This window comes from Thermosynechococcus sp. PP555, from assembly GCF_031583225.1.
GTDB lineage: Bacteria > Cyanobacteriota > Cyanobacteriia > Thermosynechococcales > Thermosynechococcaceae > Thermosynechococcus.
In genome coordinates this window covers 1,975,369-1,988,087 of the sequence record NZ_CP134168.1, presented here as the reverse complement: position 1 = coordinate 1,988,087, position 12,719 = coordinate 1,975,369, and the positions used below count along the sequence as shown (strand labels likewise).

Sequence of the window (12,719 nt, the reverse complement as noted above, 5' to 3'; positions counted from 1 at the left end):
AACAATGTTTACTGGCATTATTCAGGCGATCGGTGTCCTCCAGCAACGCTCCGAGTCCCAGTTGGCAATTAACGCTACCGATGCCCCTTTCCTTGCTGAGGTGGCCATTGGCGATAGTATTGCTGTGGATGGGGTCTGCCTCACAGTGGAAACAGTTGATGCCACGGGGTTTACGGTCAGTGTCTCCCCGGAAACGCTGCAACGCACCACATTGGCGGCCAAAGCGGCAGCAGGCGCAATGGTGAACCTAGAACCTGCCCTGCGCGTTGGGGATAGGGTGGGAGGGCATTTTGTGACCGGTCATGTGGATGGTGTGGGTAGCGTGCTAGCGATCGCGCCCACAGGCACGAGTTGGGAATTCACCTTCTCTGCCCCTGCAGCGGTAGCAACCTACATCATCCCCAAGGGCAGCATTGCCATCAATGGCATTAGCCTCACCGTTGCCCATTGCAATGAAAAAGGGGATGAATTCAGCATTGCTGTCATCCCCCATACCTACGCAGAAACGACGTTGCAATTTCTTAGGGTTGGCGATGGTGTGAACCTAGAGGCGGATCTGTTGGGCAAATATACCCGCAAATTTCTCCAGCCTCAAGACGCCTCAACCGCAGTCGAAATTGACCTCGCCTTTCTCCAAGCCCATGGCTACGCCTAGGATCATTATTTTTTCTTCTTGGCAGTCCGAGACTTGCCACCAGATTTTTTGGCAGCAGCACCAAATCCCTTACTTTCAGCCGTAGGTTCAGCGACTGGTTCAGGGTTTTTGGCAGCAGGCTCAGCCACTGGTTCCACTGTCTGCTCAGAAACTGTGACAGGTTCTGGGGCTGGCTCGTCAGGTGTTGTTTCCGCTGCTGGTTCAGGGGCACTCACTTCAGGTGGGGCAGTTTCGGCCACTTCTGGGGGTGCTTTGGCCGTTTTTGCGGCAGCACTCATGGCTTGGGTTTGGGCAGCCACCTCTTCAGCAAGGTTGGTTTCTTGCTTCTCAATCCCCTCACCGAGGACAAAGCGTTGGAAGCGGCGAATCTGGATATTTTCCCCCAGTTCGGCAATGTGCTCTTTGACCAACTCTTCAACGGTCTTGGACTGATCGCGGATAAAGGGCTGGTTGAGCAGGCACAGCTCTTTGAGGGTTTTCTCTAGTTTGCCAGCAACGATTTTCTCCTTGACTTCCGGAGGTTTCCCCTTGAGAGCATCGGAGCCAAGGGCAATCTGGCGTTCTTTTTCCTTGTACTCAGCGGGAATATCATTCACTGAGACAAATTCCACATTGGGGCAAGCGGCAATTTGCTTGGCAATGTCTTGGACAAGGGCTTTGAATTTCTCGTTGCGAGCCACAAAGTCGGTCTCACAGTTCACCTCCACCAGCACGCCAATGCGCCCGCCAGTGTGAATGTAGCTATCCACCAGACCTTCACTGGTGACGCGCCCGGCTTTTTTGCCCGCAGAGGCTAGACCCTTTTGCCGCAACCAAGCAATGGCGGCTTCCATATCGCCGTTGGACTCCTGCAAGGCTTTCTTGCAGTCCATCATGCCGGCACCGGTTTTGTCCCGCAGTTCTTTGACTAGTTTGGCTGAAATCTCTGCCATGATCTGTTCCTCAAGGATTAAGCGTCAGAATCATCTGGAATATCTAGGGCGTCAGCATCACCATCGTCGCTGGCGGTCATCCCATCGTCGTCCTCATCACCGAGATCCGCTTCTGGTTCGTCCAACTGACCATGGCGGCCTTCATAAATGGCATCGGCTAGTTTACCCACAATCAGCTTAATCGAACGGATGGCATCATCGTTAGCGGGAATGGGAATATCCACTTGATTGGGGTCGCAGTTGGTATCCAGCAGCGCCACGATCGGAATCCCCAATTTGTGGCACTCGGCAACGGCGTTGTATTCCCGCTTGACATCAACAATAATCGCGACATCAGGAAGCCGCCGCATCTGTTTAATCCCGCCAAGGTATTTTTGCAAACGTGCCAGTTCTCGCCGCAGGGCTGAAGCCTCCTGTTTTGGCCGCAGATCAATGAGGCCATTTTCCTCCATGCTTTCTAATTCTTTGAGGCGATCGACACGGGTTTTGATGGTATTCCAGTTGGTGAGCATCCCCCCCAGCCAGCGCTGGTTGACGTAGTAACTGCCGCAGCGGAGCGCTTCCTGTTCGACAATGCCGGCGGCTTGGCGCTTGGTACCAATAAACAAAAAGCGTTTGCCTTTTTCAGCGGCGTTGCGGATGTAGTTGTAGGCTTCATCCACCAGTTGGGCGGTTTGCACGAGGTCAATGATGTGCACCCCATTGCGAACCGTGAAGATGTAGGGTGCCATCCGGGGGTTCCAGCGGCGGGCTTGGTGGCCAAAGTGAACCCCTGCCTCCAGCATTTGGGCAAGGCTAAGAACTGCCATTGAGTTGTACTCCTATGGGTTAAACAACCATCCGTCCATCATCCGGTGAGGACACCCAAGGGGACGAATGTGAAAGATTTGCAGATTTACTATCATAGCCAATGATCAAGGCTGTTGGAAAGCTCAATCCACAGTGATTTGGTAGCGTCGTGATCTTGACGCTCAGGGGTGGCCAACCTATTCTGTAAAGATTCAAGACGGCTGGATGGTGCTGAACGTTGGATATTTCCCGCTTGCGATCGCAATGGCAACAAATTCACGGTGACGAAACCTCTGAAGCCGTTATTGAGCAGCACTTTGTGCAACCGCTCCTGAGTGTGTTGGGCTTTGGCGATCGCGATCGCGTCTCCTCTTTTGACACAGGTATGGGCATTGCCGATGTGGCAGCCCGTTTTCCCCGCGAACATCAGCCTCCTTTTTGTCAGACTCAAGTTGACCCCGATTTAATTGTGGAGATTAAACCCCCTGCCCGTCGCTCCCGCAATACCCCCAGTCAAACCGTGGTCTTGAGCCTTGAGAATGGGTCTGCCCATCATAGCCGCGCTCTGCAACAACTCCGCCAACTTCTCAGGGGTTGCCATTGCCAAGGAACCGCTTGGGGGTTGATCACGAATGCTCGCCATCTACAGCTTTTTCAACGCCATGGTCACTTGGTCTATCCAGTGACGCCCAACTATGAACTGACGGGCGATCGCCTTGAGGGCATTATCGAAGACCTCAAAACCTGCTTGCGATCGCGCCCCCGTGCCACCACCCTCTGTCTCTATAACCATAAGGGGGGAGTGGGCAAAACCACCACCACGATTAACTTGGGCGCCACCCTTGCTGTGGCAGATGCCGCTGTCTTGCTTATTGATTGCGACCCTCAGGGGGATCTCAGCCGCGCCCTTGAGCTAACCCCCACCAGTACGACCCTTGCGGCTTGTCTGCAAAACCCTGATGAGCCGATTACGGCTACGATTCGCCCTTTTGACCTGCGCATCCGCACCAGCAGCAGTATCAAGTCTGCCCATATTTTTGATGTCATTCCCGCTGCGCCGCAACTGCAAAGCATTCTTATTCAGGCGATGCAAACCCAACATCCACCCATTACTCGCCTGCGGGAACTCCTCGCCCCCTTGCGCGATCGCTACGACTACATCCTCATTGACTGCCCCAGTGCTTGGCTCTTTTTAAGTAAGAGCGCCGTGTATGCCAGTGACGCCGTTTTGATTCCCACCCGCCACACCGATCTCTCCTCCCTCAACAATGCCGCTCAGGTGATTCACCAATTTCTCTTTAATGAAATTCACACCTTGCGCCGTGAAGGCGGCCCCCTTCCTTTGCCTATTTTCTTTAATGGTGCTCCCACAACCGACAAGGCGATGGCTGTTGCCCAAGCAGAAATTGAACGGATTCTCCAGAAACTTCCCCACCTCACTCCCTACTTTTGGCCACAGTATCAAGCCAATGACACAAGCGTATTTGCCATTCCTGAATATGCCATTATTTCCCGTGCCGCCTTTGCCCGTGTTCCTGCTGTCTTCAAAGATAAGCGCGTCTTAGGCTTTTATCAAACATTGGTGCAGACCTATCTTCGCCCCTTAGCTGCTGTCAATGACCTCCCCTAACCAACAACCTTCCTAACAAGATTTATAAAAAATCTGAAAACAGAAATTGCTTGTTCCCCTAAAATGAAATTACCCCTCCCTGAGCAGCCGTCATGACCGAGCCTGTCACCCAATCCCAACTAGCCGAAGTTCTGGAAACCGTCAAGGCAATCCAGTCGCAGTTGACAGAACTCACCCTTGAAGTGAAGGTGGGGCAAGCAGAAATCCGTGAAAAGTTCAACACCATGGAGGCCAAAATCGAGGCCGTTCGCCTAGAAGTACAGAACAATCGCGAACAGTTAGTGGAGCTAGGGAAACGCCAAAGTTCAACGGACAATCGCCTGTGGGCATTACTGGTGGCACTGTTTTTGATGGTGGCAGGACTCTTGGCCAAAATTACACTGTTTGACAGAGTTTAGAGGAAAATTGCTGTGACTCAGTCCCAATTGGCCGAAGTTCTAGGGCGTATCATCAGATCGATTGACCATCGAGGCAGTGTTTTGCTGAGGCATTACTGGCGGACAAAGCCTATGATGCAGATGAGCGGCAGGTGCTAAGACGACTAGCGGAGAAAGGGTGCGCGGCTGTCATTCCGCCCAAGTCTTGTCGTAAACAGCGTCGTGGTTATGACAAAGAACTGTACAAAGCTCGGCACTTGATTGAGAATTTTTTTGCTAGGCTCAAGCCGTATCAAGGGATTGCCACACGTTACGATAAGACAGCGCGAAACTTTTTAGGTGCGATATATCTCGCTGCCGCTGTTATCTGGCTTAACTGATGACCCACCCTAGGCGATCGCCGCAACCTACAAACCAAGTTTTAGTTGGCACAAAACAACCCCTGACACTGAACTCCACTTGTGGCTAATGTTGCAAGTAACTGGGTACCAAGGGCAGTGCATCCTGAAACAGGGGTGTGGTTAAGTAGCGTTCACCAAAGCTCGGCTGCACCATGACAATTAACTTGCCCGCATTTTCGGGTCGTTGAGCCACCTGAATGGCAGCGCAAAGGGCAGCCCCACTGGAAATGCCTGAAAGAAGGCCTTCTTCACGGGCTAGGCGGCGACCAAAATAAATCGCTTGATCATCAGAAACAGTAATCACTTCATCAATAAGTTCCCGTTTGAGAACGGGGGGCACAAAGCCGGCGCCAATACCTTGAATTTTGTGCGGCCCTGGTTTGCCTCCTGAAAGGACAGGACTATTGCTAGGTTCGACAGCGATCGCCTGAAAGCTGGGCTTCTTGGCTTTGATCACTTCTGCCACTCCCGTAATCGTACCTCCAGTACCCACTCCAGCCACCAAAATATCCACTTGACCGTCCGTATCTTGCCAAATTTCGAGGGCAGTGGTTTCACGATGAATCTTGGGATTGGCGGGATTTTTGAATTGTTGCAGCATGAAAGCATCTTCAAGGGAGGCAGCAATTTCTTCGGCGCGACGAATGGCACCACTCATCCCCTCTGTGCCGGGGGTCAAATCCAGCTCTGCTCCATAGGCACGCAGCATAGCTCGCCGCTCTGCACTCATGGTCTCTGGCATAGTGAGAATCAGGCGATAGCCCTTTGCCGCCGCCACCATTGCTAAGGCAATCCCGGTATTGCCCGATGTGGGTTCCACCAAAACCGTCTTACCGGGGGTAATGAGACCCGCTGCTTCTGCCTCCTGAATCATACTCAGGCCAATGCGATCCTTAACCGAGGCCGCAGGATTCATGCTCTCTAGTTTGACGACAATTTCTGCCACACAGCCTTCCGCTTGGGGAATGCGGTTCAGGCGTACAAGGGGCGTCCGACCAATGAGGGCAGTAATATCGGGGGCAATGTTCATGGGATATCAATCTCCAATTCAAGACAAAAACCTTAGAAAAATTAGATGAATGTCAACCCCAGCCTAGATGTAGTACATGACATCCACTTGCTGGTAAGCCTGCCGCCGATCGCACAAATCCTGAAGGGTATGCTTTTTCAAAACATCATTGGCTGCTGCGCAGGCCTCTAGCCACACTGAACGGATCAGACTACGCTCCAGATCGCCCTTTTCAGGCGGCTTTTGGGCGAGCTTGGACTCAATCCCCTCGATACAGTTGAGCACGTCCAAAATTGAGATTTGCCAAGGTGCTTTTGCCAGCAAGTAGCCACCCCGGGCGCCCCGCTGACTGCGAATCAGCCCCTTGCGGCGTAGGGTCGCCATCAGTTGCTCCAGATAGCGATCGGGAATGTTGTGCAGGGCAGCAATTTGGCGAATTTGTAGCGGCTCCGCCTGTTCATAGGCCGCTGACATTTCCAAGAGCGCCAAGAGGGCGTACTCACTTTTGGCAGACAGTTCCACAAGACGTTTGGCACACGCACGACATTGAGCAGATTGCCCAACCCATAGTATATCCTACTTCTTGATCGGGATTTAGGAGATTCTTAAGAATCTTCACCGTAGCGCTGGTTGCAACCTCGAGAATTCACGGCATTGCGCAAACGCCCTTCAGCAACTTCACTCGAAAAACCGGCTAGACTGAAAAGAGGCTCTAGCTTCATGCCCACGTCTGCCCGATGGTAAGAATTCTGGCCATTGAAACCAGTTGTGATGAAACGGCAGCAGCCGTAGTGTGCGATCGCGCCATTGAAAGTCATGTGATTGCCTCCCAAGTACGTGCCCATCAACCCTTTGGCGGTGTCGTACCGGAAGTCGCCTCCCGTGCCCACTTGGAAAACATTAACGGCGTGATCACAGCAGCGATGAGTGAGGCCGGTTGTGATTGGTCTGCCATTGATGCCATTGCTGTCACCTGTGCTCCCGGATTGGTGGGGTCGCTGCTCATTGGGGTTACGGCGGCAAAAACCCTTGCCCTTGTGCAGCAAAAACCGTTCTTGGGAATTCACCACCTTGAAGGCCACCTCTATGCCTCCTACTTAGCGGAACCGACCCTTGAACCACCGTTTCTCTGCCTCTTGGTGTCTGGCGGGCATACCAGTCTCATTGGCGTTTATGGCTGTGGCGAGTACCAACTCTTTGGCCAAACGCGGGATGATGCGGCGGGGGAAGCCTACGATAAGGTAGCACGCCTACTGGGCTTGGGCTATCCAGGGGGGCCAGTGCTCGATCGCTTGGCGCAGCAGGGCAATCCAGAGGCCTTTGATCTACCAGAGGGAAATATTCGCCTCCCCGATGGCAAGGTGCATCCCTACGATTCCAGTTTTAGTGGGCTGAAAACCGCAGTGGCACGACTTGTGGAGGAGCTGCGTCAAACCCATGATGAATTGCCGGTGGCTGACCTTGCGGCCAGTTTTCAGAAGGCGGTGGCACAGGCCTTGACCAAGCGGGCGATCGCGGCAGCAGTGGATCATGGATTCAAAACCCTCGCCATTGGGGGAGGCGTAGCGGCAAATTCTGGACTGCGACAACACCTGACTGCGGCTGCTGAACCCTTGGGGCTACAGTTGATTTTTCCGCCTCTGCGGCTATGTACCGATAATGCAGCGATGATTGGCTGTGCGGCAGTGGATCATTTCCAGCGGGGCGATCGCTCCCCCTTGGAGCTGACAGCCCGTTCACGCCTCAGCTTGCTGGAGATTTCTGCCCTCTATGCAGCCACGCCCCTCGCAGTGAGTTAATCGCGATCGAGCCTAAAAAGAACACCAGTTGACAGACCACAATACTCGGCCCCGATGGCCAATTCATCCCTGCTGACAAGAGCATACCAACAATGGCACTGCCTACCCCTACTAGGGCCGCCAAAACCACGTACTGCGAAAATTGCCGACTCCACAGGCGAGCGCCACAGGCGGGAATCACCACAAAAGCACTAATGAGCAATACCCCCACTGTCTTAATCGAGACGGCAACCACCAAGGCCAATAGGGTGATAAACAGCAGCCGCTGAATCCCCACCGCCGCCCCCCGCGCCACCGCCAAGGCCTCATTCACTGTGATTAACAATTGCACCCGTAACGTGAGCAGGATGAAAGTGCCGACAAGGGCGCAGAGCATGCCACTCATGACGAGATCGGCTGGGCGCACCGCCAAAATATCGCCAAAGAGTAAATTATTTAGCCCCCCCTGATAGCGATCGCTGATACTCAGCAAAATCACCGCCACCGCCAACGAGGCCGAATAGATGATATTCAAGAGGGCATCCGTCCACAGTCGCGTATGCTCCAGCAGATAGGTCACCCCGAGGGCAAACACCACGGCAAAGGGCAGCAACATCACGGAGGGATTCAATCCTAGAATAATTCCTAGGCTAATTCCCAGTAGGGCTGAGTGCCCCAAGGCATCACTAAAAAAAGAAAGTTGCCGCAGGATTGTAAAGCTACCGAGGGCACCCGCCATCCCTCCCGTAAAGATCCCTGCCCACAGTGCCCGCTGCATAAAGGGCAACTGCAACAGCTCAATCATTCGTTCCAAAATCATGGGGACTTCTGTTTAGCGCCTGCCAAAGAGGAATAGAAGAATAATATGCTATTGAACGAGGTGGTTGTGAGGATGGGGCTGCGTGTATCGTTTGCTGGCACCTGCCAAAATTAATCTCTTTTTACAAATTGTTGGCAATTGTTTAGATGGCAGTGGCTACCACGAGCTGGTAATGGTCATGCAGGCGGTTTCCCTCATGGATCGCATTGAACTCATCCCGCGGCGCGATCGCCAAATTAAAGTCCATTGCACCAACCCGGCTGTCCCCTGCGATCAACGAAATCTCGCCTACAAAGCAGCGGCCTTACTCCAGCAGCATTTTCCCGATCGCGATGGCGTTGAAATTTTCATTGAAAAACGAATTCCTATGGGGGCAGGCTTGGCCGGGGGTTCCACCAATGGAGCAGCGGTACTCGTGGGCTTAGATCTCCTGTGGCAGTTGGGTCTGACGCAAGCGGAATTGCAAACCTTTGCAGCGCAATTGGGGGCTGATGTGCCCTTCTGTCTGCAAGGGGGAACCGCCTTAGCCCTAGGGCGCGGTGAACAGTTGACACCCCTAGCGGATTTACAGGGATTAACTGTGATCCTAGGGAAGTATCGCTCCCTCAGTGTGGCCACCCCTTGGGCCTATCAAACCTATCGGCAAGAATTCGCCGCCACCTATGCCCAAACCCCCAACGAGCAGGAAAAAGCCCGCCAAGAGGGGGGATCCGCAACCCTGTTACAGGCCATTCAGCAGCGTGACATCGCCAAATTGGCCGCCAGCCTCCGTAATGATTTAGAGAAGGTAGTGTTGCCCCGCTATCCGTTGGTGGCAGAGTTAAAGGAGCAATTCCTCGCCGCTGGGGCGATCGCCAGCATGATGTCAGGATCTGGGCCAACAGTGTTTGCCCTAGCGCCCTCTGCCGATGAAGGTTACAGCATCATGCAACGGGTACGGCGCGCCCTACCAGACCCCGACCTTGATCTATGGATCTGTGAGTGCTGTCCCCACGGCATTCAGTTGGAGACGCCCTAGGCAAACTCCTCAAGATAGTCTTGAATTTCTCGGCGCCGTTGGGGCTGCCGCAACTTTTGCAGGGCACGGTGCTCAATTTGGCGAATCCGCTCCCGACTCAGTCCCAGCAGTGCCGCAATTTCCGCCATCTCAAGGGCGGGCTGCTCGCCGAGGCCATAGCGCAGTTCCATCACTTGCCGCTCACGGGGCGATAGATCACTGAGGAGTTGCTTCAAAGTAGTACGCAGGGACTCACGCATGATCACTTGATTGGGGGTGGGGGCAGTGGATTCAATTAGCTCCTGCAATTCCGTTTCTTGGTCGGAGCCAACCCGCTGTTCCAAGGCCACGGATTTGGGAACAGCCATGAGCACTTCCCGCACCTGTGACACCTCCAGATTCAGTTCTTGGGCAATGTCCGCTAGACTGGGCATCGCGCCTTGTTGAGCCGCAAGACGCCGTTGGGCACGCTTAATTTTATTGAGTTTTTCCACCATGTGAATGGGCAAGCGGATTGTGCGGCTTTGGCTAGCAACGGCACGGGTGACACTTTGGCGAATCCACCAGTAGGCATAGGTGCTAAAGCGAAATCCCTTGGTCGGATCGAATTTTTCAACGGCACGTTCTAGACCCAAACTCCCCTCTTGGATCAGATCTAAAAATTCCACGCCGCGATGTTGATATTTTTTGGCAATATTCACCACCAAGCGCAGGTTGGCTTGCAGCAATTGGGTTTTTGCCCGCTGTCCTTGCCGCTCAATGTGCTGAAGTTCACTTAGGGTCATATTCGCTGCCTTTGCCCAAGCTTGACGACCCGCCTGCACACAGGTTTGCAATTCAGCCACACTCATCTTAAGTCGCGCAGCCCATTGGGTACGGGTAAGGGGACGCCCCAACTGCCGCTGCTGGCGATCGCGCTCCGTAACAGCCGCCACATAGCGCTTGATCTGGGGGTCATCGGACTGATCTCGCACTGCGAGCAGAGCTTGGTACTGCTGAACCTGTTGGGCAAGGCGCAGTTCTTGGCTAGGGGTGAGCAAGGGCACACGGCCAATTTCCTGCAAATACTGCCGCACCAAATCCGTTGTCAATGGACGATCGGACACGGGTTGAATGGGGGTAGCCACCATAGGACAACTCAACTCACAACATCGAGAATTCAGCTCGATAGTGGTATTCTCTGCCCTTGGCGAGGGGGAGGGCAGTGATGGAGCTGGTGCTTAAGTTGTGATATTGATCAACCTATTCTGTGCTTTCTGAGGCACCCGTCATAAGCTTTATGGCTGAAGACGGCTGTTCCTTGAGAATCGTGGTATCAATCACGCAGGGCAATCGGGCAGCCTTGAGACCGCGCTTGATCACGGCAAGGGTTTCTTGAAAGAGGACAAAGAGGGGAAATTGACGATTGGCGCCCTCGCTAAATATATCGCGATGTTGCAGGGGCATATCCCAGCTATAACTGCGACTGAGGAGCACTTGGGATTGGCGCCAGCGGGTCAGCAGTTCCGTAAAGCTTTCCCCTGGCCGATGGATAAAGACCAGCAGTTCAATGTCGGTTTTGACTTTCCACTCGGGATCGCACAGGACAAAGACCAAATCACAGGGCACCATCACCGACTTCACTTGGGGACGTTGGTTCGAGGTTGTGGCGGCAGGAACCTGAATATGGGCGATCGGCAGCGGAATTGGAATTAAACTCTCTTGAGGTCGCCGCATACTGGGAATCATTTCTAGGTACGGGCGATATTGCCGCAGGAGTTCTGTCGCATGCAGCGGATCCGTGTAGCGAACCAAGGTGTGTTCGTAGAGGTTGGGGGCGATCGCCATAGCAGAAAGAGCTTGCAACTATTGCTATCCTAGGCGAGGTCACTGCGCCTCAACAAGCCAACAGAACTTTAATTCACCGCTTGCTGTGCCAATTGCTCTAGTTGCGGCAAATTGAGAATTTGGAGTTGTTGCTTGGCCGCATCAATCTTGATCCAGTTTTTCGCCACCAGTTTATCCAGCAGTTGATGGGCTTCATCAGGGCTAATGTTGGCCACATCCGCTAAATCCTTGATGGGCACATTGAAAATCACGGCTGTGTTGGCATTGCCCCCTGGATGCTGACCATAGCGCCGTGCCAAATTCACCAAGACATGGGCTAGTTTGACGGCAGGAGGTTTGTGCAACAGTTCAATGCGCGTATTGGTCAAGCGTAGCCGCTGTGCCATCAATTGCAGCATCCGATAGTGCAGATCCGGCTCATGGCGCAGGACATGGACAAATTTTTGCGCCGGCACAGACAAAACTTCCGCTGGACACAGTGCCACCACATCTGTTGAGCGGGGTGATTGGTCAAGAATGGCCATTTCACCAAAAAAATCCCCCGGCCCAAGGATCGCTAGGGTCATGAAATCCCCATCAGCGAGCAGTCGCCGCACCTTCACCCAGCCTGAGAGGATAAAGTAAACCGCATTGCCCCACGCATCTTCAATTAGAATGGCACGCCCCGCCGGGTAGGTGTTATGCCAAGCCACTGACAGCATTGAAGAAAGTGCCGCCTCGGAACTGGCTGCAAACAGTGGAAAGAGTTGACTAAAGTTTTCGGCCTCAATACTTGACATAACGACCTTAAGTGGAGTTGTTCAAAGGTAAAGCTTCTTCCCTACGATACTAGAATACGCGATCGCCTCACTTCTCCCTTGCTAGCCACTGATTCTTGCCAAAGGTCTCGGTAAGGCTTTTGCAGAGAGAGGCCGCCACTTTTCCCCTCAGGATTCAATGGAGTGGAAAAAACTAGGCACCAATAACATACTTACGCCATTCTTGGTGAGTACCCGTGCGCACGTGCTTTGTAACCTCAAAGTATAGGCTACTAATGGGGCGCCGCGGTGTTTGCCGTAGGGGCATATTAGCCTCTTTTGGGGTGCGATTCCCCTTCTTGACATTACAGCGCACACAAGCGGTCACAATATTTTCCCAAGTTTCCCCTCCCCCTCGCGATTTGGGGATGACGTGATCAAGGGTGAGCTCATCCCCGGTATAGCCACAGTACTGGCAAGAATGGCCATCTCGATGCAGGATATTGCGGCGAGTAAGGGGAATTTCTTTGTAGGGAGTGACGACATAATGCCGCAGGCGAATGACGGTCGGCAAGGGAAAATTGTTGTAAACCATCTTGCCGTTGTGCTCGACTTGCTCCGCCTTGCCCTTGATTAAAAGGACAACTGCCCGTTGCCAACTCGTAATATTGAGTGGTTCATAGGAGGCATTGAGTACCAGAACCTTCGCCATATCCGTTGACACGCGGCATTCTCTCAGATGGTAGCATATCCTTTGTGATTGGAGT

14 protein-coding genes and 1 pseudogene are annotated in these 12,719 nt (G+C 53.3%); 6 read left to right on the top strand and 9 right to left on the bottom strand.

Annotated elements, in window-relative coordinates:
- Positions 1-4 precede the first annotated feature (4 nt).
- Positions 5-655, top strand: a complete 651-nt coding sequence (locus RHH27_RS09795) for a riboflavin synthase (RefSeq protein ID WP_302678174.1) — start codon at positions 5-7, stop codon at positions 653-655.
- 5 nt (positions 656-660) lie between these two features.
- Here RHH27_RS09795 and tsf read toward each other — a convergent pair whose 3' ends face one another.
- Together tsf and rpsB are read right to left on the bottom strand one after the other, a co-directional pair.
- The gene (gene tsf / locus RHH27_RS09790) at positions 661-1,587 is read right to left on the bottom strand and encodes a translation elongation factor Ts (protein WP_206199982.1); all 927 of its coding nucleotides are present in this window, start codon (positions 1,585-1,587) and stop codon (positions 661-663) included.
- Positions 1,588-1,604: 17 nt separating this feature from the next.
- On the bottom strand, positions 1,605-2,396 hold the full coding sequence (rpsB, locus tag RHH27_RS09785; protein WP_149818942.1) for a 30S ribosomal protein S2: 792 nt from the start codon (positions 2,394-2,396) through the stop codon (positions 1,605-1,607).
- 218 nt (positions 2,397-2,614) lie between these two features.
- Between rpsB and RHH27_RS09780 the strand changes: the two genes are divergently transcribed.
- The 3 genes and pseudogenes from RHH27_RS09780 to RHH27_RS09770 form a co-directional block, all read left to right on the top strand.
- Entirely contained in the window at positions 2,615-4,006 is a 1,392-nt protein-coding gene (locus RHH27_RS09780; RefSeq protein WP_302677757.1) for a ParA family protein, read from the top strand.
- A gap of 92 nt (positions 4,007-4,098) precedes the next feature.
- A complete protein-coding gene (locus RHH27_RS09775; protein ID WP_149818940.1) occupies positions 4,099-4,404 on the top strand; it encodes a hypothetical protein in 306 nt (101 codons plus the stop codon).
- An 83-nt stretch (positions 4,405-4,487) separates the two neighbouring features.
- Positions 4,488-4,763, top strand: a pseudogene (locus RHH27_RS09770) (transposase); the annotation flags it as partial.
- 85 nt (positions 4,764-4,848) lie between these two features.
- On the opposite strand, the gene cysK reads toward RHH27_RS09770, so the two are convergent.
- A complete protein-coding gene (cysK, locus tag RHH27_RS09765; RefSeq protein ID WP_302677758.1) occupies positions 4,849-5,814 on the bottom strand; it encodes a cysteine synthase A in 966 nt (321 codons plus the stop codon).
- A 63-nt stretch (positions 5,815-5,877) separates the two neighbouring features.
- Positions 5,878-6,315 carry an Rrf2 family transcriptional regulator gene (locus RHH27_RS09760; RefSeq protein WP_149818936.1) on the bottom strand — a complete coding sequence of 146 codons (438 nt, stop codon included), beginning with the start codon at positions 6,313-6,315 and terminating at the stop codon, positions 5,878-5,880.
- Positions 6,316-6,530: 215 nt separating this feature from the next.
- Here RHH27_RS09760 and tsaD point away from each other — a divergent pair, with 215 nt between their 5' ends.
- Positions 6,531-7,592 (top strand): tRNA (adenosine(37)-N6)-threonylcarbamoyltransferase complex transferase subunit TsaD, encoded by a 1,062-nt coding sequence (gene tsaD / locus RHH27_RS09755; protein ID WP_302678173.1) that lies wholly within the window; start codon positions 6,531-6,533, stop codon positions 7,590-7,592.
- Here tsaD and RHH27_RS09750 read toward each other — a convergent pair.
- Entirely contained in the window at positions 7,537-8,391 is an 855-nt protein-coding gene (locus tag RHH27_RS09750) for a metal ABC transporter permease (protein WP_310453733.1), read from the bottom strand. The genes tsaD and RHH27_RS09750 overlap by 56 nt on opposite strands.
- Positions 8,392-8,473: 82 nt before the next feature.
- On the opposite strand from RHH27_RS09750, the gene ispE reads away from it, so the two are divergent.
- Positions 8,474-9,409, top strand: coding sequence for a 4-(cytidine 5'-diphospho)-2-C-methyl-D-erythritol kinase (ispE, locus tag RHH27_RS09745; RefSeq protein ID WP_206199976.1), 936 nt, complete (start codon positions 8,474-8,476; stop codon positions 9,407-9,409).
- Here ispE and RHH27_RS09740 read toward each other — a convergent pair.
- The 4 genes from RHH27_RS09740 to RHH27_RS09725 form a co-directional block, all read right to left on the bottom strand.
- Positions 9,406-10,518 (bottom strand): RNA polymerase sigma factor, RpoD/SigA family, encoded by a 1,113-nt coding sequence (locus RHH27_RS09740; RefSeq protein WP_302678171.1) that lies wholly within the window; start codon positions 10,516-10,518, stop codon positions 9,406-9,408. The two genes, ispE and RHH27_RS09740, sit on opposite strands and share 4 nt — an antisense overlap.
- Positions 10,519-10,630: 112 nt before the next feature.
- Positions 10,631-11,233 (bottom strand): hypothetical protein, encoded by a 603-nt coding sequence (locus RHH27_RS09735; protein ID WP_302678170.1) that lies wholly within the window; start codon positions 11,231-11,233, stop codon positions 10,631-10,633.
- 50 nt (positions 11,234-11,283) lie between these two features.
- Positions 11,284-11,994, bottom strand: coding sequence for a Crp/Fnr family transcriptional regulator (locus RHH27_RS09730; protein WP_206199973.1), 711 nt, complete (start codon positions 11,992-11,994; stop codon positions 11,284-11,286).
- Between the two features lie 172 nt (positions 11,995-12,166).
- Entirely contained in the window at positions 12,167-12,664 is a 498-nt protein-coding gene (locus RHH27_RS09725; RefSeq protein ID WP_011056347.1) for an HNH endonuclease, read from the bottom strand.
- Positions 12,665-12,719 lie beyond the last annotated feature (55 nt).